The sequence below is a fragment of the Neisseria elongata subsp. elongata genome (assembly GCF_900113545.1).
Taxonomy (GTDB): Bacteria; Pseudomonadota; Gammaproteobacteria; order Burkholderiales; family Neisseriaceae; genus Neisseria; species Neisseria elongata.
Genome location: NZ_FOPS01000002.1, coordinates 137,056 through 160,376 on the forward strand (window position 1 = coordinate 137,056; position 23,321 = coordinate 160,376).

Genomic DNA, 23,321 nt, shown 5'->3' on the forward strand with positions numbered 1-23,321 from the left:
CCTGTTCGAATGTGTTGCAGACTAATTAGTAGTCTATTGTCTCACGGATGATTTTCAGGTCGGGATAGGACAGAATGATGTCGTATTCGCGGCCGTTTTTATAGGCTTCGATTTCCAGTACAGGTTTTCCCCAGTGGTCGTCGGGATCGATTTCGTGTACTTGGTAACCGCGTTGCTCCAACATTCTGACTGCTTTAGCACGGTTTTGTTCGAAGTTTTTGTCGCTGTAAATCTGATGTTCGATGTAGTCGTTGGCCGAAGCAGAAGCGGCAGACAGGGCGATGATGGCGGTAATGAGGAATTTTTTCATGATGTTTTCCTTTCGGTTGGTGAATGTTGTTTCGATGGGTGTTATTAAACCGTATTCGGATTAGGGGAAAATTAGAGGAGTGTAATCGAAGTGTAAAGCTGTCAAAAAGGCCGTCTGAAAAACCTTTTTCAGACGGCCTGATGTATTGATTCAGCGGCAGGAGTTCATGCATTCGCGTACCAGCTCCGGCCCTTGGTAGATCAGGCCGCTGTAGAGTTGGACCGCCGTTGCGCCGAGCCGCAGTTTCTCCGCCGCATCTTCGCCGCAGACGATGCCGCCTACGCCGATGATGGGGACGGTGCTGCCCAATATTTCGGCCAAACGGCGCAGGACGAGATTGCTTTTTTCGCGCACCGGCAGGCCGCTAAGGCCGCCTTGTTCTTGGGCGAGCGGATGGTTGCCCAAGGCCGTTTTGTCGATGGTGGTGTTGGTGGCGATGATACCGTCCATTTCGACGTTTTGCACCACATGGGCGATGTCGGCGATTTGCGTTTCGTCCAGGTCGGGCGCGATTTTGACTGCCAGCGGCACATAGCGGCCGTGGGATACGGCCAGTTGCGCCTGTTTGTCTTTCAGCGCGGTCAGCAGGGCGGTCAGTTCGTCGCCGCCTTGCAGGGCACGCAGATTTTTGGTGTTGGGCGAGGAAATATTGACGGTGATGTAGTCGGCATGGGCGTAGGCCTTTTCCAGACAGATTAAATAGTCGTCGGCGGCGTTTTCAATCGGGGTAACGGCATTTTTGCCGATGTTGATGCCCAGTATGCCTCGGTACGCGCTTTTTTCGATGTTGCGAATGGCTGCGTCGATGCCGTGGTTGTTGAAACCCATGCGGTTGATGATGGCCTGTTGCTCGGGCAGGCGGAACAGGCGCGGCTGCGGGTTGCCGTCCTGCGGCCTGGGGGTAACGGTGCCGATTTCGATGAAGCCGAAACCGAGTGCGGCCAGCGCGTCGATATATTCGCCGTTTTTATCCAGTCCGGCGGCCAGCCCGACCGGATTGGGCAGCTGCAGACCCATCAGTTCGGTGGGGCGGCTGCGCGGCGGTACGGGGGCGGTCAGGCCGAAACGGGCGGCCAGTTTCAGCATGGCCAAAGTGGTGTGGTGGGCCTGTTCGGGTTCCAGGCGGAAAATCAGGGGTCGGAGTAGTGAATACATGATGGAGGCCGTCTGAAAAATAGGGAAGGAAGGGTCATTTTAACCTAAAAACGTATCGGCCATGCGGCGGGAAATACCGCTTCCGGCAGGCAGGCCGCAGTGTTTAAAACGACGAACCCGGCCGGCTGAGGAAATCTTGTTCCTCAGCCGTGCTTTTCCGGCCCAAAACGGCATTGCGGTACGGATAACGGCCGAAGCGGTCGATGACGGCTTTGTGCCGCAATTCGAAATCCGACGCTGATTCGGAAGTGTAGCGTTCGAACAGCGCGGCGGCTTGGGTGTGGATGGCGCGGCTTTCGCTGTGCATCAGCGGCATCAGTATGAAATGCCGCTCTTCCTCTTTCATGGCGGCGAATCCGGGCAGGCGGAGGGCTTCCTGCGCGAGGCAGACGGCGGCCAAATCTTGCGCGAAGGCGGCCGGGCTGTCGCGGAACAGGTTGCGTGAAAATTGGTCGAGTACGATGATTTCGGCCAGCCTGCCGCGCAAGGTGTCGCGCCAGTCGGCCAGTTCTCCTGCCGCCGCCTGTTGCCACAGCGGGAAAAAACGGCTGCGGATTTGTTGGTCGAAATCGTCGTTTTTGGCAAACCAAAACGGGCGGTTTGATTCGGCAAACCAAAAATCCAATACGTCTTGGGCATTCATTGATTTTCCTTTCTGATTGGAGACAGGGGCGGCAGGGCATCCGAGTCCGTCTGAAAACACTGGTTGCGGTTGCTTGGCAAGGTTTGCGGCGATGGCAAAGGGTTTATTGGGATTTCGCAACAACGCCGATTTTTGTCGGAAACTTTGTTTGGATTCTGTAGAAACTCTGCTTCCTAGCGGAAACCTCGTTTTGGCTTCGCAGAAACCCGCTGCGCTCGTTTTAGCTTCGCAGAAACCCTGCTTCCTGACGGAAGCAGGGTTTTCAGACGGCTTGTGTTTATTTGGCTGCTTCGGGCAGGGTTTGTTCGAACGATTCGGTCAGCACTCCGCCGTGCGTAAGGTCGGCGTGGTGGCGGTATTGCACCTGCAGGCCGTGTTGCTGCAGGCGTTCTGCCAGTTGTTTGGCACTGTCGGGCGGCACGGCGCGGGTAACGGCTTCTCGGTGGGATAGCATGGCGGCCTGTTGCGGGTTGGCGGGTCGTTTGTTGTCGTTTGTACCGCTTTTTTCGATGGTAAGGCTCAGGTTGCTTGGAGGAGGCCGTCTGAAAAACGGTTCGGCGTATTGCAGCATCAGGCCGTTTTGCCACCACAGCGAGGGGTCGGCGGCAACATAGCGGGTGAAGGCCTGCGGCTCGTTGAACAGGGTGTGGAGGACGAACAGGCCGCCGTAGGAGTGTCCCCACAGGGTTTGTTTGTGCGGGTCGGTGCGGACGAGGCGGTCGATTTGCGGCCGGACTTGGTGCAGGATGAAATGGAGGAATGGCGGTGCGCCGCCGTTGCTGCGTTCGGGTGTCAGCTGGTCGGGCATGGTTTTGCCTTGCGGGTCGGGCGGGGTGTAGTCGTAGGCGCGGGCGGCGGTATCGAAACGCAGTTCGGTCGGGTAACCGATGAGGACGAGGACGGGCAGTTGCTCGGGCGGGAGTTTGAGGCGGTCGGGGGCGAGGTATTCGAGCAGGGCGTTGCCATCGAGTGCGTAAAGGGCAGGGAAGCCGCGGGCGGGCGGGGCGGCTTTGGGAATGCCGACGAAGATGCGGTGCGGCCGGTTTTGGCTGTCTTTGATGTCGAGTGTGTGGAAGGTGTAGGCGTTGTGCTGCTGCGAGAGGACGGTTGTGTCGGCGCGGCGGGTGATTTCGTTGTTGGGTGTCGGTGCGGCGGAAACGATGCTCGCGGCGGTAATCAGGGCAAGGGGGAGGAGGTGTTTGTTCATGGGCTGCTCGTTGTGGTGGGTGGGTCGGGAGGCCGTCTGAAAGGGTTTGGCGAGGGTGTTTGGATTTTGCCGTTTTTGTTTCTGTTTTGCAGAAACCCTGTTTCCTGACGGAAGCCTCGTTTTATTAGCTTCACAGAAACTCGCTACGCCCGTTTCAGATGGCCTGTGTGTCAGCGTTTGGCTTTGAAGCTGAGCAGGTGTTGCCGTGTGGCCAGCCATGCGCCGGCGATGCCGAGTGCGGCGACGATGCCGCAGACGGACAGCCATTCCCATGTGTGGAAAAAACGCCATTCGATGTTGAGGCCGTAGGGGCGGAAAATCTGTGCCACCAGGGGCTGGGTGGCGTGTATCAGCCAGGCGCACAGGGCAAGGCTCAGACCTGTGGCCAGGAGGCTCTGCCAGACGGCCTGATAGAGGAAGGGGCGGCGGATGAAGGAGGACGGCGCGCCTAGGAGTTTGGTGATTTCGATTTCTTCTTTGCGGCTGAGAATTTGCAGCCGGATGGTGTTGTGCGCCACCAAAACGAAGGCCACGCTGAGGGTAACGGACAGGAAGGCCAACACTTTTTGGACGAAATCGTCGATTTGGTAGAGGGTTTGCATCCATTCGGTGTCGAGTTGGGCGGATTCCACCATCGGCAGTTTGGCCAAATCCTGCCTCAGTGCCTGCATTTCAGACGGCGTACCACCGGGCTTGGGGCTGACGACGAATGCGTCGGGCAGCGGGTTGCTGTCGAGCATGGAGACGATGTCTTGCTCGCCCATGCTGGTTTGCAGTTCGCTCAAACCCTGCGCCTTGCCGATAAATTCGCTTTTTTCAATCCGTTTGTCGGCGGCAAGCAGTTCTTTGACGACGGCGCTGTCGGCTTCGTCGGCGTTTTGTTCCATATATAGGGTGATTTGCGGCGATTCGTTCAGTTTGCCGAGTACGGCCTGGCTGCTTTGCACGCCGAGGTAGAGTGCCAGCGGCAGGCTCATGGCGATGGCCAGCATAACGAGTATCAGCAGGGTGGCCAAAGGTTGTTTGAACAGCTGGCGGACGGCGTTTTTGGCCGCTTCGAAGTGTAGGGTGAAGTAGTTCATGAGGCAAACCTGCCTTCCTGCAGGCGCAAAATGCGGTGGCCGTAATCGGCCATCAGGGTTTCGTCATGGGCGGCGACGATGACGGTGGTGCCCGCTTCGTGAAAGGTTTTGAACAGTTCCATGATGTCGAGTGCGTAGGCGCGGTCGAGGTTGGCCGAGGGTTCGTCGGCAATCAGCAGGCTGGGCTGGTGGACGACGGCGCGCGCGATGCACAGGCGTTGCTGTTCGCCGCCGGAAAGGGTGACGGGGTCGGCGTTCTCACGTCCGGCAAGTCCGACTTTCGCAATTGCCACCCGCGCGCGTTTTTCTGCTTCGGCACGGCCGTAACCGATGATTTGCAACGGCAGCAGGACGTTTTGCAGCACGCTGCGGTCAAACAGTATTTTATGGTCTTGGAAAACGATGCCTATATGCTGGCGTAGGAAGCCGATTTGGTTATCGTTCAGGCTGCCGATGTCTCGGCCGTTCATCCACACTTTGCCGGAAGACGGTTTGGTAATGCCGGCAATCAGTTTGAGGACGGTCGATTTGCCTGCGCCCGAATGGCCGGCGACAAAAATAATCTCGCCTTTTTCAATTTGGAAACTGACGTTTTTCAGCGCCTGGAAACCACCTCTGTAGGTTTTGGAAACTTGTTCGAAACGTATCATGGAAAAACGGGGTTATCGATAAAAAACGGCGGCATTATAGCCGAAAATAATCGCAGGCCGTCTGAAAGCCGTTCGGACGGCCTTGAAGGATAAATAAAATTGATGGGGGCGTGCAAATACAGTAAACTGCGTCTATTTAAAAAATTTATGGTATCTGCAGCATGAAACCTGCTTTTGAAATCAAATCCGCCCGCACCGACGCATTGGCCGTTTATCTGCACAATGCCGATGCCGCCGCATTGGATGCCGCATTGGCCAAGTGCGCGGCGCAATATCGCGAGCTCAACCTGCCGCTGATATTGGATATGCAGGATTTCCGTCCAGCCGAGGCCGATTTGCCCGCCGTGCTGGCCGTTTTCCGCCGCCACCGCCTGCCTGTCGCCGCTTTGCGGCACAGCGATGAAGTCTGGGCGGCAACGGCGGCCGACAACGGCCTGCCTTTTACGCCGCCGGGCAAAGACCGCCCTGTTCCGCTGGAAACGGCGGATGCGGGGACGGTGGCCGAAATCACAAGTGAAGTCGCCTCCGAAACGGCCAAACAAGTCGGACATCCGACCGTCCTGGTTGCCGATCCGGTGCGGACCGGGCAGCAGGTGTATGCGGAAAACGCCGACTTAATCGTTACCGGAACGGTCAGCGAAGGGGCGGAGCTGATTGCCGACGGCAACATCCATATCTACGCATCGATGCGCGGCCGCGCGCTGGCGGGAGCCAAAGGGCGGCGCGACGCACGCATTTTCATTCATTCCATGCAGGCCGAACTGGTATCGATTGCGGGCATCTACCGCAACTTCGAACAGCAGTTGCCCGAACATTTATATCGGAAGCCAGTACAGATACACCTGCAGGACGACCGTTTGGTCATTGCGGCCATCGCGGCTTAGCCGGATGCCGTATCATTCGAACCCTGAATATTTTGCATTGAAAGTAAAGGAAACATTGTGGCAAAAATCATCGTTGTAACTTCAGGCAAAGGCGGTGTGGGTAAAACCACCACCAGCGCGAGCATCGCTTCCGGTTTGGCACTCCGCGGCCATAAAACCGCCGTGATCGACTTCGACGTCGGCTTGCGCAACCTGGATTTGATTATGGGCTGTGAACGCCGCGTGGTATACGACCTGATCAACGTCATCCAAGGGGAAGCCACCCTCAATCAGGCACTGATTAAAGACAAACATTGCGACAAACTGTTCATCCTGCCCGCCTCGCAAACACGCGACAAAGACGCGCTGACCAAAGAAGGCGTGGAAAAAGTACTGAACACGCTGACCGGCGAGATGGGTTTTGAATTCGTCATCTGCGATTCGCCTGCCGGTATCGAACAAGGCGCACTGATGGCACTGTATTTTGCCGACGAAGCCATCGTAACCACCAACCCAGAGGTTTCCAGCGTGCGGGATTCCGACCGCATCCTCGGCATTCTGCAAAGCAAATCCCGTAAGGCGGAACAGGGCGGAAAGGTAAAAGAACACCTGTTGATTACGCGCTATTCGCCGGATCGGGTGGAAAAAGGCGAGATGCTGTCGGTGGACGATATCTGCGATATCCTGCGCATCCCCCTGATCGGCGTGATTCCCGAATCGCAAAACGTATTGCAGGCCTCCAATGCCGGCACGCCCGTCATCCATCAGCAGGATGCGGTGGCTGCGGAAGCCTACAAAGACGTGATTGCCCGCCTGTTGGGCGAAAACCGCGAAATGCGTTTTCTGGATGCCGAGAAAAAAGGCTTCTTCAAACGTTTGTTCGGAGGTTGATATGTCGTTGATCGATATGCTGTTCGGCAAAAAACAGAAATCGGCCGAAGTTGCCCGCGACCGCCTGCAGATTATCATCGCGCAGGAGCGCGTCAAATCTCAGGCTCCCGACTATCTGCCCACCTTGCAGAAAGAACTGTTGGAAGTGTTGTCGAAATATGTGAACGTTTCGCTTGACGATATCCGCATTTCTCAAGAAAAACAGGACGGCTTGGACGTGTTGGAGTTGAACATCACCCTGCCGGACCAGCCGAAAAAGGCATAAGCCATGACACTGACCGAATTGCGTTACATTGTTGCCGTTGCGCAAGAACGGCATTTCGGCCGGGCCGCCCAACGCTGCCATGTCAGCCAGCCCACGCTTTCGATTGCAATAAAGAAGTTGGAAGAAGAGCTGGCACTCTCTTTGTTCGACCGCAGCAGCAATGAGGTTATCACCACCGAAGCGGGCGGGCGTATCGTGGCGCAGGCGCGGCGTGTTTTGGATGAGGCCGACGTTATCCGCCAGCTGGCCAGCGAAGAGCAGAATGAATTGGACGGCGCGTTCAAACTCGGCCTGATTTTCACTGTCGCGCCGTATCTTCTGCCCAAGCTGATTCTGTCGCTGCGCGAAATTGCGCCGAATATGCCTTTGATGTTGGAAGAGAATTACACCCATATGCTGACCGAATCGCTCAAGCGCGGCGATTTGGACGCCATTATCGTTGCCGAGCCGTTTCAGGAAACAGGCCTTCTGACCGAGCCGCTGTATGACGAACCTTTTTTCGTCATCGTGCCCAAAGGGCATCCGTTCGAAGAACTCGATGCCGTTACCCAGCACGAATTGGCGCAGGAGCAGGTTTTGCTGCTGACCGAGGGCAACTGTATGCGCGACAACGTGCTTGCCGGCTGCAACGAATTGGCGGCCAAGCAGAAAATCAGCGGCCTGACCAATACGCTGCAGGGCAGCTCCATCAATACCATCCGCCATATGGTGGCCAGCGGCCTGGCCATCAGCGTATTGCCGGCCACCGCGCTGACCGAAAACGACCACCTGCTGTTCAGCATCATCCCGTTTGCCGAAAAAGTGCCGACCCGGCGCGTGGTGCTTGCCTACCGCCGCAACTTCGTCCGCCCCAAGGCATTGGCGGCGATACGTAACGCCATTATCGGTTCGCAGTTGGCTGGGGTGAACTTTACTGAAAAAAACGGGGCCGTTCCGGCTTGAATATTGCCGTTTTCAAATAAAGGCCGTCTGAAAAACGGGTTTTCAGACGGCCTCCTTTACAAACTGCCGGCACCATGCCGGTTCAAAATGGAAAAAATGATGACAGAACAAGAATTGCAGGATTTGCAGAAAATGGTCGAAATCGCCGTTTCGGCCTTGGAAGACGTGAAAGCCAAAGACATTGCCGTTTTGGAAACCCAAGACAAAACCTCCCTGTTTGCCCGCATGATTATTGCCAGCGGCGACAGCAGCAGGCAGGTCAAAGCTTTGGCCAACAACGTGGCAGTCGATTTGAAAGAGGCGGGTTTTGAAATTCTCAGCACCGAAGGCGACAGCGGCGAATGGACTTTGGTGGATGCGGGCGATTTGGTGGTGCATGTGATGCTGCCCGCCGTGCGGGATTTTTACGATATCGATACGCTGTGGGGTGGGGAAAAACCTACGTTCCACGCCGGTGCGGCCAAGCCTTGGCACGCCGCCGACAATTGATTTGGGCAGAAAATGCCGCATCCGCCTTGCAATGGCGGTTTAAATGATTTGAGGCCGTCTGAAAGAATAAGAATGTTTTCAGACGGCCTTTTTGTCGATTCAAACGGAAATTCGTGTATTGCCGCCGTTTTGCCAGTTGCCGTTTGGATTTTGTCTGTGCGGGAATGGCGGCATCGTTATGTTTCATCGGAATGTACGGCGTTTGATTGGACTTCACGTTTTCCGTTATCCGATGAGATGAGGCTTCAGGTCGGCGGTGCGGCACGGTTTTGCCGCAATGTGCAGCTTCAGTCTGTCGTGCCGCCGTCCGTTTCCCGATAGGCCTGTGCCGTGGCGGTGTAGTTGGCTGCGGACTGAACGAGGAAGGCACGTTCCTGTGCCGTCAGTTCGCGCGCGGCTTTTGCGGGGGAGCCGGTGTAGAGAAAGCCGCTTTCCAGATGTTTGCGCGGCGGCACTAGGCTGCCCGCGCCGATAATCACGTCGTCGCCGATAACCGCGTCGTCCAAGACGACCGCGCCCATGCCGATTAACACGCGGTTGCCTATGGTGCAGCCGTGCAGTACGGCGCGGTGGCCGACGGTAACGTCTTCGCCGACAATCAGTGGTGAACCTTCGGGTTTGGCCGCCGTGCGGCCGCTGACGTGCAGCACGCTGCCATCCTGTATGTTGGAGCGCGCGCCGATGCGGATGTGGTTGACGTCGCCGCGCACGACGGCGCACGGCCAGACGGATACGTCGTCCGCCAATACGACATCGCCGATGACGACGGCGGCGGCATCCAGGTAAACGCGTTTGCCCAGTTGCGGCAGGATGTGGCGGAAGGGGCGGAGGTTCATGGTTTGCTCCTGACGGGTTTTGTGTAAAAGGAGGCCGTCTGAAAACGCGGAAATGGGTTTGCCGTTTCGGTTGCGCTTTTCAGACGGCCTGTTTGTTTTTGCCGCTTTATGCCGTTGTTTGGAGGTGTCCCAACGGCAGGGCGGTGGTGTTTTTCAGTTCCTTGAGGACGAAGCTGGATTTCGCATCCTGCACGCCGGGGTGGGAGAGCAGGGTGTCGAGCACGAAATGGGAAAAGGCGTTCATGTCGGGGAAGAAGGTGTGCAGCAGGTAGTCGGTTTCGCCGGTGAGTGCGAAGCAGCTTAAAACTTCAGGCCAGGTTTGCACGGTTTGGGCGAAGCGGTCGCGCAATTCGCCCGATTTGTCGATGGATACGCGGATAAACGCTTGAAGGCCGAGTTTGATTTCCTGCGGCGAGAGCAGGGCGGCATATTGGCGGATGATGCCTGCGTCTTCGAGTTGTTTGAGGCGGCGCAGGCAGGGAGACGGCGAGAGTGCGACGCGTTCGGAAAGTTCGACGTTGGTCAGGCGGCCGTTGCTTTGCAATACCTGCAGGATTTTGAGGTCGGTTTTGTCCAATGTAATTTGTGCCATGCTATTTTCCTTTTTTTCTTCTGATAAACGGTTTGCAATGTTTCGCAACCTTAGTGTGCGGCAATATAAGGTAAATCCGCTTAACGCACAATAGCGTAAAAAAATTACTTCTTTAACATTAAATGTTTTTTCAGACGGCCTTTCGGGCATGAATGGAAACAATGGGATGGTTTTTCGGCAAGTGTAAAGAAATATGGCGGACGGGGGAGTGTGGCCGTCTGAAACGGCAATGGGAGGCTGCCATGCCTTCGGGCTGTCCGGCAGATGAGGGCGGCTGGGTGTTTGAGTTTGGATGAAATGAATGTCCGATCCTGCAAAATGAGGCCGTCTGAAGGTGTAAAACATTCAGACGGTTGGATAGATATATTTGAAAACCGTTTGCATTTATATCCGTATCAGCGGATAATTTGCACAATTTAACTGAAAATACCTTAAAACCATGCTGATAGCTTTTTTAATTATGTTGCGCGAGGGCATAGAGGCCGCGCTGATTGTCGGCATCGTGGCCGGTTTTCTGAAACAGTCCGGGCATCATCATCTGATGAACAAAGTCTGGCTGGGCGTGATTTCCGCCGCGCTGCTGTGCGTGGGTATCGGCCTTGCCATCCATCGCCTTACCGGTGAAATCCCGCAAAAGGAGCAGGAATTCGTCGTCGGTGCAATCGGTCTGGTGGCAGTGGGCATGCTGACCTATATGGTGTTGTGGATGCAGAAGGCCGCCCGTTCGATGAAGCAGCATTTGCAAGATTCCGTCCAAGCCGCGCTCAATCAGGGCGGTTCGGGCTGGGCGTTGGTTTTGATGGCGTTTCTCGCCGTGGCGCGCGAAGGTTTGGAAAGCGTGTTTTTCCTGATTGCCGTGTTCGGCCAAAGCAGCGACCATAAAATGCCTTTGGGCGCGGTGGCCGGATTGGCGACGGCGGTGGTCATCGGCGTTTTGCTCTATCAGGGCGGCATCCGTTTGAATTTGGGCAAATTCTTCCGTTGGACGGGCGTGTTCCTGATTTTCGTCGCCGCCGGTTTGCTGTCGGGTTCGTTCCGCGCCCTGCATGAGGCAGGCGTGTGGAATATCGGCCAAACCATATTGTTCGACTGGTCTAAGGTTTTGCACGAAGACAGCCCGTTGGGCGTGCTGATGGGCGGTTTCTTCGGCTATACCGACCATCCCACGGTCAGCGACATCGCTTGGTATTTCGCCTATCTGCTGCCCGCTTTATTTTGGTTTTTACGCGGCAGCAAAGCCGTTTCACCTTCCCGTTAAATCCCCTAAAGGAAATCCGTTATGAAAATGAACCACATCGCTTTATCCGTCTTGCTGGCCATGGGCTTGGCCGCCTGTCAGCCGCCTGAGGCCGACAAACCCGCCGCCCCCGCTTCGGGCGACACCGCTTCGGCCGGCAAGCCTGCCGCACCGAATGCCGACGGCAGCGTCAATATTGCCGTAAACGATTCGGCCTGCGAACCGATGGAATTGACCGTCCCCAGCGGCAAAACCACGTTCAACATCAAAAACAACAGCGGCCGCAAGCTGGAATGGGAAATTTTGGAAGGCGTGATGGTGGTGGACGAGCGTGAAAACATCGCTCCCGGCCTGTCTGACAAAATGACCGTTACCCTGCTGCCCGGCACTTATGAAATGACTTGCGGCCTGCTGACCAACCCGCGTGGCAAGCTGATTGTTACCGACAGCGGCTTCAAGGCCGAAGCGGCTCAGGCGGATATGGGCAAACTGGCGCAACCGTTGGCCGACTATAAGGTTTATGTCCAAGGCGAAGCCACCGCTCTGACCGAAAAAACCGAAAAATTCGTCGCTGCCGTGAAAGCGGGCAAAATCGAAGAGGCTAAAGCGATGTTTGCCGACGTGCGTACCCACTACGAACGCATCGAGCCGATTGCCGAATTGTTTAACGAACTCGACCCCGCCATCGATGCGCGCGAGGACGACTTCAAAGAACAGGCCAAAGACCCGAATTTCACCGGTTTCCACCGCATCGAATACGCTTTGTGGGTTGAGAAAAGCACGGACGGCGTGAAAGACATCGCCGACAAGCTGGAAAAAGACGTGAAAGCACTGAAGGCTGAAATCGATACGCTGAATTTTCCGCCGAGCAAAGTGGTCGGCGGTGCGGCCGTGTTGATTGAAGAGGTGGCCGGTTCGAAAATTAGCGGTGAGGAAGACCGTTACAGCCACACCGATTTGAGCGATTTCCAAGCCAATATCGAAGGGGCGCAGAAAATCGTCGATTTGTTCCGCAATGTGATTGCTGAGAAAGACAAAGCCTTGTTGGATACCGTAGATGCCAACTTCAAACAAATCAATGAAATTCTGGCGAAATACAAAAAAGGCGATGGCTTTGAAAGCTATGACAAGTTGTCGGAAGACGACCGTAAGAAATTACAGGCTCCGATTAACACGTTGGCTGAAGAGTTGGGCAAACTGCGCGGCACTTTGGGCTTGAATTAAGGCCGTCTGAAAACTTATTCCGGTTTTGCGGGAATTCGGTTGCCTGATGGGAATCGGATTCTTGTCCGAACTGGGTTTGTTTGAGCGGAATATAAGGCTGAGGCCGTCTGAAAATCGTTTTTCAGACGGCCTCTTTTTATTGCGGATGAACGGTTTGATACCGGGCGGAAAGCCGTAGACATGCAGGCGCGGGCGGTATGCAAGGCGATGTGTTTCCGCCGCTTTAATATCCGAAGGAATTGTTCCCCGGATGTTGTTGCGCGAGGTTATCCGCTGTAAACCGTTACAGGATGCGCGCCGCCAGCAGGTCGTGCATATTGAGCGCGCCGACCAGTATGCCGTCGCCTTCTACTACCAAAAGGCCGTTCACATGGTTTTGCTGCATTTCTTTCAGGGCTTCGGTGGCGAGACGGTCGGGGGCGATGCTTTTCGGGTTGGGGTGCATCACGTCGTTTACCGTCAGTCTGGCAAAGGTTTCGCATTTTTGGAATAGGCGGCGCAGGTCGCCGTCGGTCAGGATACCTTTCAGACGGCCTCCTTGGTCGGTAACGGCCAGCATCCCCAGCCCTTTTTCGCTCATGATGACCACGGCGTCTTTCAGCGGCGTATCTTCGGTTACGGCGGGCGAGTTGTCGCCGCTGTGCATCAGGTCGGCAACGCGCAACAGCAAACGCTTGCCCAGCCGTCCGGCGGGATGGCTGAGGGCGAAGTCTTCGCGGGTAAAGGAGCGTGCGCGAAGCAGGGCAACGGCGAGTGCGTCGCCTAAGGCCATGACGGCGGTGGTGCTGGAAGTGGGGGCGAGGCCGAGCGGGCAGGCTTCCTGCGAAACGGCGGCGGTCAGGTGGATGTCGGCATGCCGCGCCATGGTGGATTCGGGATGGGCGGTAATGCAGATCAGGCAGATATTTTTGCGTTTCAATGCCGGCAGGATGGCAGAAATTTCGTCGCTTTCGCCCGAATTGGAAATGGCCAGTACGACATCGCCGTCCACAATCATGCCCAAATCGCCATGGGCGGCTTCGGCAGGATGGACGAAAAATGCCGGCGTGCCGGTGGAGGCCAGTGTGGCGGCGATTTTGTGGCCGACATGGCCGGATTTTCCAATACCCATGACCACCAGCCGCCCCGTGCAGGAAAGAATAGTGTCTGCGGCGGCGGCGAATGTGCCGTTGAGGCCGTCTGAAATTTCCTTCAGGCCGTCGGCTTCGATTTGCAATACTTCCCTTGCCCATTCGATGTATTGTTCTGCGTCGTTTGTCTGCATGGTGTCTGCCTTGTTCAAATATGGTGTTTCGCGTAGGATGCGCTCCTTATTTATTTCGATATAAGGAAGCGGAAATGACTATTTTATCGGACGTTAAAGCCTTGGGCCAACAAATCTGGCTGGATAATTTATCCCGCTCGCTGGTGCAGGGCGGCGGATTGGCCGAATGGCTGGCAAAAGGCGTGTGCGGAGTAACGTCGAATCCGGCTATTTTTCAGAAAGCTTTTGCCGGAGACCCTCTGTATGCCGCCGATGTGGCGGATTTGAAGCGGCAGGATTTGTCGCCGAAACAGCGTTATGAAACTTTGGCGGTAGACGATGTGCGGGCTGCCTGCGATGTATGCCTGCCGACGTATGAGGCCGACGGCGGACGAAGCGGCTTTGTCAGCTTGGAGGTTTCACCTGAGTTGGCGCACGATGCCGAAGGCACGGTGGCCGAAGCCAGGCGGCTTCATCGGGCAATCGGCAGAAAAAACGCGATGATCAAAGTGCCGGCAACCGATGAGGGTTTGAAAGCGTTGGAAGGTTTGGTGGCAGACGGCATCAGCGTCAATCTGACCCTGCTGTTTTCGCGCCAACAGACCTTGAAAGCCTATGAAGCTTATGTGCGCGGCATCCGTGCACGTTTGGCTGCAGGCGGCGCAGTGGCAGATATCCATGTGGTGGCCAGCTTTTTTATTTCGCGTATCGACAGTGCCTTGGATGCCGTGTTGCCCGAGCATCTGCGCGGTAAAACGGCGATTGCTTTGGCCAAAGCCGCTTATTTGGATTGGCAGCGGTTTTTTGATGGCGGCGATTTTTCCGGATTGTTGGAGCAGGGGGCAAACCGTGCCCAATTGTTGTGGGCTTCTACAGGCGTGAAAGATCCGGCTTATCCGGCCACATTGTATGTGGACAGCCTGATTGGCAGGGAAACGGTCAATACCGTGCCGGAAGCAACGTTGAAAGCCTTTATCGAACATGGTACGGCGCATTCGACTTTGTCCGAGCAAAGCGATGCCGCACTTGCCGTCTTGGAGGAAGTTGCGACGCTGGGTATAGATGTCGAAACATTGGCGGTGCGGTTGCAGCAAGACGGCTTGCAACAGTTTGAAGAGGCATTTGCCAAGCTTTTGGCACCGCTGGCATGATTTCTTATATTTTCAGACGGCCTGAGGCCGTCTGAAAATATTAAGCCTATGAAAGGAAACGAAACGATTTGCCTGTATCGATAGGATAAATCGACTGGTTTTTGCGTTAAACCGGCTAAGTGTCTTGGATGTGAATGTTTGATGGGAATAAAGGCAAGAAGTAAACTGTCTTCATGTTACAAATTTATTGATTTACCCTATTCCAATCATGCATTCCGTGATTTAAGTGCATCTGAAAATATGAAAATAAAAAAACCCTGCTTTGGCAGGGTTTTTTTGCAGAAACGGATTAACGTTTCGAGAATTGTTTTGCACGACGTGCTTTGCGTAAGCCCGGTTTTTTACGCTCAACTTCACGAGCATCACGGGTAACGAAGCCGGCTTGAGATAATGCGGGTTTCAGGGCTGCATCGTAGTCAATCAGCGCACGGGTAATGCCGTGGCGGATAGCACCGGATTGGCCGGTTTCGCCGCCGCCGGTTACATTGACTTTAATGTCGAAAGATTCTGCATTTTCGGTCAAAACTAAGGGTTGGCGGACAACCATGCGGCTGGTTTCACGGGCGAAGAACTCGTCAACCGGACGGCCGTTTACAATGATTTGACCGCTGCCTTTTTGCAGGAATACTCGGGCAACCGAACTTTTGCGGCGGCCTGTGCCGTAGTAATATTTACCGTTCATGTCGCGTCCTTATTTCAATTCCAGAGCTTTGGGCTGCTGGGCGGCATGCTGGTGTTCTGTACCTGCATACACTTTCAGTTTTTTAATCATCGCATAACCCAAAGGGCCTTTGGGCAGCATACCTTTAACGGCTTTTTCCAGTGCGCGACCGGGGAAGCGGTCTTGCATTTCGCGGAAGGTGCGCTCGTAGATGCCGCCGGGAAAGCCTGAGTGGCGATAGTATTTTTTGTCTTCGAATTTCGCACCGGTAACGCGCAATTTGTCCGCATTGATAACGATGATGTAATCGCCGGTATCAACATGCGGTGTGTATTCGGGCTTGTGTTTGCCGCGCAGGCGGCTGGCGACTTCGGCTGCAACGCGGCCCAGAACTTTATCTGTGGCATCGATTACAAACCATTCGCGCTTCACCTCGTGCGGTTTGGCTGAAAAGGTTTTCATAGGGTAATTCCAAAGGTATATAGAAAGCTGCCGATTTTAGAGCGTTCTCGTATGGATGTCAATCAAGGATAAGGTTTGTTGTGCGGCTGCGGCGGCTTGTGTGGTTTGCGCCGTAAAAACGCCGTGCTTGTTTGGCAGGGGTAAATGTGAAGCGGTACCGAAATGGTCCGGTACCGCTTTTTGAGGGTTTCCCCGCCGGTGGCGTTTCGGCTCAATCCGCTTGAACCTTGTCAAACAAGGCGGCTGCCTCGGGCAGTTTCGGGTGCGTTCCTAAAGGAACGCTCGCGCCCACTGCACTCCCGACAACCTTAAGCGAACGTATTGGTTCAAAGGAATGTATGCCTTCACGGACACCGCAGGGAAAAAGGGAGGGTCAGGGAACTTTGGATAGTGCTTTTTCGCACACCCCAACCATGTCGGCTATTCTACGCTCAAATTCTCCGATTGCCAAACCATCTTTCATTGAGATTTTGAGTAGGTCGTGGACGACGTTTAAGGCGGCCATGATGATGATTTTATCGGTTTCGACAATGCGGCCGCCGTTTTGTATGGCTTCGATTTTTTGGTTCAGCATGTCTACGGCTTGGAGTAGTGTTGCTTTTTCGGACGTCGGGGTTCCGATGCCGAAGGTGCGTCCCATGATGGATACGGAAACTTGTTCGGTTTGTTGTGTCATTTTTCAGTCTCCGGGGATGTTTCAGACGGCGTTTTGGTCGGCAGCCGGGCAAGCAGTCGGCGGATTTCGGCGGCACTTTCTTCCAATAGGGTGCGGTAGTGCCGGTTTTCTTCCGTCAGGATGTCGATTTTGCTTTGAAGGTCGTGTTTCAGTTTGTCTACTTGTACCAGCAGGGCTTCGCTTAATTCGTCTACGGCCGCCTGGTGCTGTTCGTCTTTGCGTTTTTGTTCGGCTTTGAGCCGGACGTTTTCCAGTTGGTGTCTGCGGCTTTCGCTCAACAGGGTTTCGAATTTTTGTACCAGTTGGTAGACGCGGGCTTCCAGTTTTTCCAAGGGTTGGGTCATGCGGTGCTCCGTGTAGGCCGTCTGAAACGCTTTCAGACGGCCTGGGGGTTATTCCGATTTGGCTTCGCGCATCATCAGACGTTCGGCGACATCTTTTGCGCTCAGTTCGTTGCGTACGAGTTCGTACAGGGTTTGGGTAATCGGCATGTCGATTTGGTGGCGGCAGGCGGTGTTGAATACTTCGTCTATGGTGGGTACGCCTTCGGCAACATGGCCGATTTCGGTCAGGACTTGGTGCAGGGGCTTGCCGGAAGCCAGGCCCAGGCCGACTTTTCGGTTGCGCGACAGTGCGCCGGTGCAGGTGAGGATGAGGTCGCCCATGCCGGCCAGTCCCATCATGGTTTTTTGTTGCGCGCCCAGTGCGACGGCCAAACGGGTCATTTCGGCCAAACCACGCGTAACCAGTGCGGCTCGGGCGTTCATGCCGTATTCGAGGCCGTCTGAAAGGCCGGTGGCGATGGCCATGACGTTTTTAACCGCGCCACCGACGGCTGCACCGATGATGTCGGTGTTGGCATACAGGCGCATGATGGGTGTGTTTAGTTCTTGCACCAGCCCGTTAATCCATTTTTCGTTTTCTGAAGCCAAAACGACGGCGCAGGGCAGTTGTTTGGCGAGTTCTTGGGCGAAGCTGGGGCCGGAAAGGACGCCGATTTTGTCGTTGTCGGGCAGGATTTCTCGGACGACTTGGAAGGTCAGCAGGCCGGTGTCGAGTTCGAAGCCTTTGCAGGCGGTGAGGATGGGCAGGTGGCCGTAACCGGCTTGTTTGATCAATTCGACACTGTCGCGCAGGCCGGCTACGGAGGTAACCATTAAAACCAGTTCGCTGCCTTCGAGGGCTTCGGTCAGTTCAGTGTGTGCGGTCAGGTTGTCGGGCAAGGGAAAACCCGGGAGGTAACGTTGGTTTTCCCGTTCGTTTTGCATGGCGGCCATTTGTTCGCGGTTGCGCGCCCAAATGGAAACCGGATGGCCATGGAGGGAGAAGTGGATGGCAAGGGCCGTTCCCCATGAGCCGGCGCCGATGACGGTAATTTTCATGTTGTGTTTTCCATGCTGAGCGGCCGGCTGTTCGGAGGTTTGTCCCGCCGTTTGTTGCCTGCGGGTTTTCAGACGGCCTGATTGAAACAGGGCTGCATTATTGCATTTTGGCTGTTTTTTCTCAAATTCAGCGGTTTGTGCCGTTGTGTGCTTTCAGACAGCCTTATGTCGGAAGGCTGTTTGTCGTATGGCGCGCATCTAGGGTGCGGTTGGTTTATTTTTGCAATGTTTGTTTGTCCAATTCCACTTGGGCAAGCAAGCCATGCCCTGTGCGCCGGTTGTCGGACAGTATCAGTTTCCCGCCGTAACGTTTGGCGATGGTGTCGGCAATGGACAGGCCGAGCCCTGTGCCTTGCTGTTCGCTGCCCAGTATGCGGTAGAAGGGGTCGAGTACGCGCCGGCGTTCTTCCGGCGGAATGCCGGGTCCGTTGTCTTCAACCCAAAGGGTCAGGTGTGTGTCATTGTCGTCAAAGCCGAGATCGATTTGGCCTGAAGCCGGCGTGTAGCGGATTGCGTTGTCGGCCAGTGTTTTAATCAGGGTGTAAATTTCTGTTTCATTTGCATAAATTTCGCAGTTCCGTTCGACGGCGATGCCGATGTCTTGTCCTTTGACGGCGGCAAGGGGGTAGAGTTCTTCCAATATGCGTCGGAACAGGTGTTGCAGGTTGACGGCGGCGAGCGGACGTTTTGCATCCGGCGATTGGGCGCGTGCCAATGATAAAAGCTGTTCGAGCAGGTGGCGTTGGCGGGCAATGCTGGTTTGGATTTGCCGGGCTTGTAGTTTGGCGTCATCTGCAAGGGGGAGTTGGTTTAAGCGTTCGACTTGCAGGGAAAGCGCGGTCATCGGGCTGCGCATTTCGTGTGCCGCATCGGCGATGAAGCGTTGCTGTTGGCGGATGTTGTCGTCCGTGCGTTTCAATAGGCGGTTGATGGCGGCAATAAAGCCGGTCATTTCGCTGGGGGCATCTGTGTCGTTCAGTGGGGAAAGGTCGTTTTCCTGCCGTACGGACAGGCTTTGCGACAGCCGTTTTACCGGTAGCATGGTGCGCGAGACCACCCAGACGGTCAGCAAGATGGTTAAGGGAATGGATAAAAGGAGCGGGATAACGCTGTGAAAGGCTGCATTTTCAGCCAGGTCGGCGCGGTATTCGTTTTCTTGTATGACGGCGATTTGGCCTTGTGAACCGTGGTGCAGATAGATTCGGTAGTCGTCTCCGTCGTCCCGCAAATCGTGGAAGCCGTCGGACAAATCTGCAGGGATATTCAGACGGCCTTGTTTTCCGGGACGTTGGGTGAAGATGCGGGAATCGCTGTCTATATCGGTTTCATCTTCGTCTGAAGAGGAAAGTGCGGCTGTTTGACGTAAAAGGTCGTCTTGTAACTCTTCTGTTTCGTGATAGGTCGTATAGAAGGAAAATCCGCCGGCTATCACGGCCAGCAGCAGGGAAACGGCAATGACGGCCAGGCTGATTCTGGCTTGCAGTGAGTTTTTGATGAGTCGGAAAGTACGGTTCATGCCAAATATTGTGTGTGAGGTGAGGTTTGGGGTGTGGATTGTAACGGGTGAAAATTAGTAGAAAAATAGTTTTGTGTGCGTTCTAGGTGCAATTTTCTTGCGCAGGGTCAATGGTTGATTGTTATGATTTGAGAGTTTCGGTATGCGGATGGTTGTAATGTGGCAAAATCGGTAAAAAATAAAATCATAGGAAAAAAACATTTAAATCAAGGGGAGGAGAGACGGCAGGCTTGGGTTTTTCGTAAATTCTCAGGGGGAATATTGCGGCGGTATCGAAAAAATGGCGGGATATTCGGCAAACTCTTCCGAGAATAGGGTATTAAATCTATAATGGCCGTCTGAAATTTGTATTTGGACGGTTGTTGCTTGGCAGTAAAAATGCCTGTGCCGCCTCCGATTAAATTAATTTGAATGATTTAAAGGAACTGTAATCATGGCTCAAACGAACGTTGCTTCGGGTCCCATGTACAAAACCAATTTTGCTTTTGCCGTCATGCTTATTGGTATGGTCGGCTATTTTATTTATTGGGGTCTCGGATATACCAACCACAATCATACGACGATGTTTTTGCTGGCCACGTTTTTCGGTGTTTTCATGGCATTCAATATCGGCGGAAACGATGTGGCCAATTCGTTTGGTACGTCGGTTGGGGCAGGTACTTTGACCATTCCCCAAGCTTTGATTGTGGCTGCCGTTTTTGAAGTCAGCGGTGCCGTGATTGCAGGGGGGGAGGTAACGGCAACCATACGTAACGGTATTGTGCAGATGGAAGCCTTGCCGATGGAACCCATGCAGTTCGTTTATGTTATGTTGTCCGCACTGTTGGCTGCCGCTTTATGGCTATTGTTTGCCACGAAAAAAGGGTTGCCGGTATCCACTACACACGCAATTATCGGCGGTATCGTCGGTAGTTCGATGATGTTGGGGTTTTTGCTGACAAACAACGGTGCAGGAACGTTGGCATTGGTGAAGTGGGAAAAAATAGGTGAGATTGCCATTTCTTGGGTTTTATCACCGGTTTTGGGTGGCTTGGTATCTTACTTATTGTTTTATCAAGTAAAAAAGCATGTTTTAGATTATAACGACGATATTGAGCGTCAATTGAAAGAAATTAAAGCGGAGAAAAAAGCATATAAAGAGGAGCACCGTCTAAGGTTTGAAGCATTGCCGGAACAGGAGCGGTTAGAGGCTGCTTCAGCTATGGCTAGGGATGCGCAAATTTACGGTGAAATCGATTTTGATCCGAATGAATTAGAGTCAGCCTACTATAAGGGGCTGCATAATATTGATCAACGCAAAAATAATATCGATGCATATAAAGCATTGCATTCATGGGTGCCTCTGATTTCGTCTCTTGGTGGGATGATGATTGCCTCTATGCTGATTTTTAAAGGATTGAAAAATCTGAATCTTGGTATGAGTGAGTTGGCGAGTTACCTGACCATACTTATGATTGGTGCCGGTATTTGGTTGGCAACCTTTATTTATGCTAAAACTTTAAAGCGCAAGGATTTGTCCAAATCAACTTTTTTAATGTTCTCATGGATGCAGGTGTTTACAGCGGCCGGGTTCGCATTCAGTCACGGCGCAAATGACATTGCGAATGCTATCGGGCCGTTTGCAGCCATTATGGATGTATTGCGGACAGATGAAATAGGTGTTTCCGCACCTGTGCCCCCGGTTGTTTTGCTGACGTTTGGGATCGCTTTGATTGTTGGTTTGTGGTTTATTGGTAAAGAAGTCATTGCAACTGTAGGGACAAATTTGGCGGAAATGCATCCTTCGTCAGGTTTTACGGCGGAATTGGCAGCAGCTTCCGTGGTTATGGCTGCCTCTTTATTGGGATTGCCTGTGTCCAGTACACATATCTTGGTTGGTGCGGTTTTAGGGATTGGTTTGGTAAATCGCAATGCAAATTGGAAAGCAATGAAACCGATCGCATTGGCATGGGTAATTACATTACCGGCTGCTTCGGTTTTGTCTATAGGTTGTTTTCTAATATTAAGGGCAATTTTTAGTTAATTCAGGAATGTATATTTTAAGATAAATTTTGTCAGATGCTGATGAAATATTTATAATAAGCGTAAAGCTATTCCTGGGCAGTGCTTAAATAATTGTTTTTGGAGTAGGGAAATTTTGATAGGTTAAATTTTATGAGTATGGGATTATTAAGGGTTTTGGTTCAGAATAAAACCCTCAGCAGTGAACAAGCTGGACGCTATCAACAAGCATTGAAAGATAATAAAGATATTGTTGCTATGTTGTTTGCTGACGGGATAGTTAATCCCAAGGCGTTGGCAGAATTGTTAGCGGGGATGTTCAATTACCCTGTTCTTGATTTGAGTTACTATCCACGTAGTAATATCGTGCAAGATGTTTTAAATGAAGAACAAATGCAGGCTAATGCGTGTGTTCCTATTTTTAAGCGTGGTAATAAGATATTCCTTGCGGTATCAGATCCAACTAGAATTCAAGAGTTTCAAAAAGTCGTTCTTTCTTCCGGATTTTCAATAGATTTGGTGATTGTTCGTCATGATCAGTTGATGACGTTAGTTGAGTGGCTGGGGCAGAGATCTACTACTATCTTGCGTGAGATGTCCCAAGATCAGTTGGATGTTGGAGCATCGCAATCACTATACATTGATAATGAAGAGGCCGAGGATGGGCCTATTGCGCGATTTATTCATAAAACTTTATCTGATGCATTAAATGCAGGTGCTTCTGATATCCATTTTGAGTTTTATGAGCAGATGGCACGTGTGCGGTTCCGTGTGGATGGGCAATTGCGAGAAGTTGTGCAACCTCCTGTTGCAATACGTGGGCAATTGGCGTCACGTATTAAGGTGATGGCAAGATTAGATATTTCTGAAAAACGAATTCCTCAAGATGGACGCATCCAAATTGCTTTTTCTAAACATGGTAGACCCACAGATTTTCGTGTGAGTACATTGCCAACGTTGTTTGGTGAAAAAGTTGTGATGCGTATTCTTAATTCGGATGCAGCATCATTGAATATTGATCAGCTTGGATTTGAAGATTTCCAAAAAGAATTATTATTGGAGGCAATTCATCGACCGTATGGGATGGTCTTAGTAACTGGGCCTACAGGTTCTGGTAAAACTGTTTCGCTGTATACTTGTTTGAATATTCTAAATACTGAAGGGGTAAATATTTCTACGGCAGAAGATCCTGCAGAGATTAATTTACCTGGAATTAATCAGGTAAATGTAAATGACAAACAAGGGTTAACTTTTGCTGCTGCACTAAAATCGTTTCTGCGCCAAGATCCGGATATTATTATGGTTGGTGAGATTCGTGATTTGGAAACTGCAGATATTGCTATTAAAGCATCGCAGACAGGGCATATGGTGTTTTCTACATTGCATACCAATAATGCTCCTGCAACATTGTCTCGTATGTTGAATATGGGTGTTGCACCATTTAATATAGCCAGTTCCGTTAGTCTCATTATGGCGCAAAGGTTATTGCGTAGATTGTGTTCAAATTGTAAGGAACCAATGGAAAGACCTCCTGAGCATGCCTTGAGAAAGGCAGGTTTTTCAGATGAAGATTTAGCTAAAGATTGGACAATGTATCGAGCGGTAGGTTGTGATACATGCAGAGGTAAAGGTTATAAGGGGCGTGCTGGTGTATATGAAGTAATGCCAATTACAGATGAAATGCAAAGAGTGATTATGGAAGGTGGAACAGAAGTAGATATTCAAAAAATGGCATATCAAGAGGGAATGGTAGATCTACGTCGAGCAGGTTTATTGAAGGTAATGAGCGGTATTACCTCTCTAGAAGAAGTATTAGCTCATACCAATGATTAATTTAGACAAG

The 23,321-nt window shown here is 52.9% G+C and carries 26 protein-coding genes and 1 other RNA gene; 11 read left to right on the forward strand and 16 right to left on the reverse strand.

The features are described from left to right. Positions 1–25: 25 nt before the first annotated feature. The 6 genes from BM261_RS02720 to ftsE all read right to left on the reverse strand — a co-directional run bounded on the left by BM261_RS02720 (position 26) and on the right by ftsE (position 5,047). Entirely contained in the window at positions 26–310 is a 285-nt protein-coding gene (locus BM261_RS02720; RefSeq protein WP_049252957.1) for a PepSY domain-containing protein, read from the reverse strand. 150 nt (positions 311–460) lie between these two features. After that, positions 461–1,465, reverse strand: coding sequence for a quinone-dependent dihydroorotate dehydrogenase (locus BM261_RS02725; protein WP_074894901.1), 1,005 nt, complete (start codon positions 1,463–1,465; stop codon positions 461–463). A gap of 103 nt (positions 1,466–1,568) precedes the next feature. Beyond that, positions 1,569–2,108, reverse strand: coding sequence for a DUF924 family protein (locus tag BM261_RS02730; protein WP_074894903.1), 540 nt, complete (start codon positions 2,106–2,108; stop codon positions 1,569–1,571). Between the two features lie 277 nt (positions 2,109–2,385). Next, positions 2,386–3,315 carry an alpha/beta hydrolase gene (locus tag BM261_RS02735; RefSeq protein ID WP_074894905.1) on the reverse strand — a complete coding sequence of 310 codons (930 nt, stop codon included), beginning with the start codon at positions 3,313–3,315 and terminating at the stop codon, positions 2,386–2,388. 170 nt (positions 3,316–3,485) lie between these two features. Beyond that, positions 3,486–4,397: a permease-like cell division protein FtsX gene (gene ftsX / locus BM261_RS02740; RefSeq protein WP_074894907.1), complete on the reverse strand. Its 912-nt coding sequence runs from the start codon at positions 4,395–4,397 to the stop codon at positions 3,486–3,488. Continuing rightward, positions 4,394–5,047 (reverse strand): cell division ATP-binding protein FtsE, encoded by a 654-nt coding sequence (ftsE, locus tag BM261_RS02745; RefSeq protein ID WP_074894909.1) that lies wholly within the window; start codon positions 5,045–5,047, stop codon positions 4,394–4,396. The genes ftsX and ftsE overlap by 4 nt, the downstream gene beginning before the upstream one ends. A gap of 161 nt (positions 5,048–5,208) precedes the next feature. On the opposite strand from ftsE, the gene minC reads away from it, so the two are divergent. From minC to rsfS, 5 genes are all read left to right on the forward strand, one after another. Beyond that, the gene (minC, locus tag BM261_RS02750) at positions 5,209–5,931 is read left to right on the forward strand and encodes a septum site-determining protein MinC (protein ID WP_074894911.1); all 723 of its coding nucleotides are present in this window, start codon (positions 5,209–5,211) and stop codon (positions 5,929–5,931) included. A gap of 57 nt (positions 5,932–5,988) precedes the next feature. After that, the gene (gene minD, locus BM261_RS02755) at positions 5,989–6,801 is read left to right on the forward strand and encodes a septum site-determining protein MinD (protein WP_074894913.1); all 813 of its coding nucleotides are present in this window, start codon (positions 5,989–5,991) and stop codon (positions 6,799–6,801) included. Between the two features lies 1 nt (position 6,802). Next, complete coding sequence (gene minE, locus BM261_RS02760) at positions 6,803–7,066, forward strand: cell division topological specificity factor MinE (RefSeq protein WP_049248617.1); 264 nt, start codon at positions 6,803–6,805, stop codon at positions 7,064–7,066. 3 nt (positions 7,067–7,069) lie between these two features. Next, entirely contained in the window at positions 7,070–8,008 is a 939-nt protein-coding gene (locus BM261_RS02765) for a LysR substrate-binding domain-containing protein (protein WP_074894915.1), read from the forward strand. A 99-nt stretch (positions 8,009–8,107) separates the two neighbouring features. Next, complete coding sequence (gene rsfS, locus BM261_RS02770; RefSeq protein ID WP_040665527.1) at positions 8,108–8,497, forward strand: ribosome silencing factor; 390 nt, start codon at positions 8,108–8,110, stop codon at positions 8,495–8,497. Positions 8,498–8,784: 287 nt separating this feature from the next. On the opposite strand, the gene BM261_RS02775 is transcribed toward rsfS, so the two are convergent. Together BM261_RS02775 and BM261_RS02780 are read right to left on the reverse strand one after the other, a co-directional pair. Beyond that, complete coding sequence (locus tag BM261_RS02775; protein ID WP_074894917.1) at positions 8,785–9,333, reverse strand: gamma carbonic anhydrase family protein; 549 nt, start codon at positions 9,331–9,333, stop codon at positions 8,785–8,787. A gap of 106 nt (positions 9,334–9,439) precedes the next feature. Next, on the reverse strand, positions 9,440–9,925 hold the full coding sequence (locus BM261_RS02780) for an Lrp/AsnC family transcriptional regulator (protein ID WP_040665507.1): 486 nt from the start codon (positions 9,923–9,925) through the stop codon (positions 9,440–9,442). A gap of 161 nt (positions 9,926–10,086) precedes the next feature. Between BM261_RS02780 and BM261_RS12855 the strand changes: the two genes are divergently transcribed. The 3 genes from BM261_RS12855 to efeO all read left to right on the forward strand — a co-directional run bounded on the left by BM261_RS12855 (position 10,087) and on the right by efeO (position 12,386). Next, positions 10,087–10,221, forward strand: coding sequence for a hypothetical protein (locus tag BM261_RS12855; RefSeq protein WP_256205700.1), 135 nt, complete (start codon positions 10,087–10,089; stop codon positions 10,219–10,221). Between the two features lie 143 nt (positions 10,222–10,364). Next, complete coding sequence (gene efeU, locus BM261_RS02785; protein WP_070455032.1) at positions 10,365–11,183, forward strand: iron uptake transporter permease EfeU; 819 nt, start codon at positions 10,365–10,367, stop codon at positions 11,181–11,183. Between the two features lie 21 nt (positions 11,184–11,204). Then, positions 11,205–12,386: an iron uptake system protein EfeO gene (gene efeO, locus BM261_RS02790; RefSeq protein ID WP_074894920.1), complete on the forward strand. Its 1,182-nt coding sequence runs from the start codon at positions 11,205–11,207 to the stop codon at positions 12,384–12,386. 283 nt (positions 12,387–12,669) lie between these two features. On the opposite strand, the gene BM261_RS02795 is transcribed toward efeO, so the two are convergent. Then, entirely contained in the window at positions 12,670–13,650 is a 981-nt protein-coding gene (locus BM261_RS02795) for a KpsF/GutQ family sugar-phosphate isomerase (RefSeq protein WP_074894922.1), read from the reverse strand. 74 nt (positions 13,651–13,724) lie between these two features. Between BM261_RS02795 and tal the strand changes: the two genes are divergently transcribed. Beyond that, positions 13,725–14,780 carry a transaldolase gene (tal, locus tag BM261_RS02800; RefSeq protein ID WP_074894924.1) on the forward strand — a complete coding sequence of 352 codons (1,056 nt, stop codon included), beginning with the start codon at positions 13,725–13,727 and terminating at the stop codon, positions 14,778–14,780. A gap of 289 nt (positions 14,781–15,069) precedes the next feature. On the opposite strand, the gene rpsI is transcribed toward tal, so the two are convergent. From rpsI to BM261_RS02835, 7 genes are all read right to left on the reverse strand, one after another. After that, on the reverse strand, positions 15,070–15,462 hold the full coding sequence (gene rpsI, locus BM261_RS02805; protein ID WP_003769457.1) for a 30S ribosomal protein S9: 393 nt from the start codon (positions 15,460–15,462) through the stop codon (positions 15,070–15,072). A gap of 9 nt (positions 15,463–15,471) precedes the next feature. Further along, positions 15,472–15,903, reverse strand: a complete 432-nt coding sequence (rplM, locus tag BM261_RS02810) for a 50S ribosomal protein L13 (protein ID WP_074894926.1) — start codon at positions 15,901–15,903, stop codon at positions 15,472–15,474. Positions 15,904–16,088: 185 nt separating this feature from the next. Continuing rightward, positions 16,089–16,268: non-coding RNA, 6S RNA (gene ssrS / locus BM261_RS02815), on the reverse strand. Between the two features lie 8 nt (positions 16,269–16,276). Continuing rightward, positions 16,277–16,579 carry a cell division protein ZapA gene (locus BM261_RS02820; RefSeq protein WP_049248624.1) on the reverse strand — a complete coding sequence of 101 codons (303 nt, stop codon included), beginning with the start codon at positions 16,577–16,579 and terminating at the stop codon, positions 16,277–16,279. Further along, positions 16,576–16,923 carry a hypothetical protein gene (locus BM261_RS02825; RefSeq protein WP_074894929.1) on the reverse strand — a complete coding sequence of 116 codons (348 nt, stop codon included), beginning with the start codon at positions 16,921–16,923 and terminating at the stop codon, positions 16,576–16,578. Before BM261_RS02825 ends, BM261_RS02820 begins: the two co-directional genes overlap by 4 nt. A gap of 48 nt (positions 16,924–16,971) precedes the next feature. Further along, positions 16,972–17,961, reverse strand: a complete 990-nt coding sequence (locus tag BM261_RS02830) for an NAD(P)H-dependent glycerol-3-phosphate dehydrogenase (RefSeq protein WP_074894931.1) — start codon at positions 17,959–17,961, stop codon at positions 16,972–16,974. 214 nt (positions 17,962–18,175) lie between these two features. Beyond that, entirely contained in the window at positions 18,176–19,477 is a 1,302-nt protein-coding gene (locus tag BM261_RS02835) for an ATP-binding protein (protein ID WP_074894932.1), read from the reverse strand. A 433-nt stretch (positions 19,478–19,910) separates the two neighbouring features. On the opposite strand from BM261_RS02835, the gene BM261_RS02840 reads away from it, so the two are divergent. Continuing rightward, complete coding sequence (locus BM261_RS02840; protein WP_074894934.1) at positions 19,911–21,500, forward strand: inorganic phosphate transporter; 1,590 nt, start codon at positions 19,911–19,913, stop codon at positions 21,498–21,500. A gap of 131 nt (positions 21,501–21,631) precedes the next feature. After that, entirely contained in the window at positions 21,632–23,311 is a 1,680-nt protein-coding gene (gene pilB, locus BM261_RS02845; RefSeq protein WP_074894936.1) for a type IV-A pilus assembly ATPase PilB, read from the forward strand. Positions 23,312–23,321: the final 10 nt, after the last annotated feature.

What these genes read in the sequence shown, in the direction of transcription:
- rplM (WP_074894926.1), bottom strand. Translation starts at nt 15,903, where the DNA reads ATGAAAACCTTTTCAGCCAAACCGCACGAGGTGAAGCGCGAATGGTTT.
- rsfS (WP_040665527.1), top strand. Translation starts at nt 8,108, where the DNA reads ATGACAGAACAAGAATTGCAGGATTTGCAGAAAATGGTCGAAATCGCC.
- minC (WP_074894911.1), top strand. Translation starts at nt 5,209, where the DNA reads ATGAAACCTGCTTTTGAAATCAAATCCGCCCGCACCGACGCATTGGCC.
- ftsX (WP_074894907.1), bottom strand. Translation starts at nt 4,397, where the DNA reads ATGAACTACTTCACCCTACACTTCGAAGCGGCCAAAAACGCCGTCCGC.
- BM261_RS02730 (WP_074894903.1), bottom strand. Translation starts at nt 2,108, where the DNA reads ATGAATGCCCAAGACGTATTGGATTTTTGGTTTGCCGAATCAAACCGC.
- BM261_RS02835 (WP_074894932.1), bottom strand. Translation starts at nt 19,477, where the DNA reads ATGAACCGTACTTTCCGACTCATCAAAAACTCACTGCAAGCCAGAATC.
- BM261_RS02780 (WP_040665507.1), bottom strand. Translation starts at nt 9,925, where the DNA reads ATGGCACAAATTACATTGGACAAAACCGACCTCAAAATCCTGCAGGTA.
- BM261_RS02795 (WP_074894922.1), bottom strand. Translation starts at nt 13,650, where the DNA reads ATGCAGACAAACGACGCAGAACAATACATCGAATGGGCAAGGGAAGTA.
- minE (WP_049248617.1), top strand. Translation starts at nt 6,803, where the DNA reads ATGTCGTTGATCGATATGCTGTTCGGCAAAAAACAGAAATCGGCCGAA.
- efeO (WP_074894920.1), top strand. Translation starts at nt 11,205, where the DNA reads ATGAAAATGAACCACATCGCTTTATCCGTCTTGCTGGCCATGGGCTTG.
- BM261_RS02820 (WP_049248624.1), bottom strand. Translation starts at nt 16,579, where the DNA reads ATGACACAACAAACCGAACAAGTTTCCGTATCCATCATGGGACGCACC.
- pilB (WP_074894936.1), top strand. Translation starts at nt 21,632, where the DNA reads ATGAGTATGGGATTATTAAGGGTTTTGGTTCAGAATAAAACCCTCAGC.
- rpsI (WP_003769457.1), bottom strand. Translation starts at nt 15,462, where the DNA reads ATGAACGGTAAATATTACTACGGCACAGGCCGCCGCAAAAGTTCGGTT.
- BM261_RS02830 (WP_074894931.1), bottom strand. Translation starts at nt 17,961, where the DNA reads ATGAAAATTACCGTCATCGGCGCCGGCTCATGGGGAACGGCCCTTGCC.
- BM261_RS02720 (WP_049252957.1), bottom strand. Translation starts at nt 310, where the DNA reads ATGAAAAAATTCCTCATTACCGCCATCATCGCCCTGTCTGCCGCTTCT.
- BM261_RS02765 (WP_074894915.1), top strand. Translation starts at nt 7,070, where the DNA reads ATGACACTGACCGAATTGCGTTACATTGTTGCCGTTGCGCAAGAACGG.
- BM261_RS02735 (WP_074894905.1), bottom strand. Translation starts at nt 3,315, where the DNA reads ATGAACAAACACCTCCTCCCCCTTGCCCTGATTACCGCCGCGAGCATC.
- tal (WP_074894924.1), top strand. Translation starts at nt 13,725, where the DNA reads ATGACTATTTTATCGGACGTTAAAGCCTTGGGCCAACAAATCTGGCTG.
- BM261_RS02725 (WP_074894901.1), bottom strand. Translation starts at nt 1,465, where the DNA reads ATGTATTCACTACTCCGACCCCTGATTTTCCGCCTGGAACCCGAACAG.
- BM261_RS02840 (WP_074894934.1), top strand. Translation starts at nt 19,911, where the DNA reads ATGGCTCAAACGAACGTTGCTTCGGGTCCCATGTACAAAACCAATTTT.
- efeU (WP_070455032.1), top strand. Translation starts at nt 10,365, where the DNA reads ATGCTGATAGCTTTTTTAATTATGTTGCGCGAGGGCATAGAGGCCGCG.
- ftsE (WP_074894909.1), bottom strand. Translation starts at nt 5,047, where the DNA reads ATGATACGTTTCGAACAAGTTTCCAAAACCTACAGAGGTGGTTTCCAG.
- BM261_RS02825 (WP_074894929.1), bottom strand. Translation starts at nt 16,923, where the DNA reads ATGACCCAACCCTTGGAAAAACTGGAAGCCCGCGTCTACCAACTGGTA.
- BM261_RS12855 (WP_256205700.1), top strand. Translation starts at nt 10,087, where the DNA reads ATGGGATGGTTTTTCGGCAAGTGTAAAGAAATATGGCGGACGGGGGAG.
- BM261_RS02775 (WP_074894917.1), bottom strand. Translation starts at nt 9,333, where the DNA reads ATGAACCTCCGCCCCTTCCGCCACATCCTGCCGCAACTGGGCAAACGC.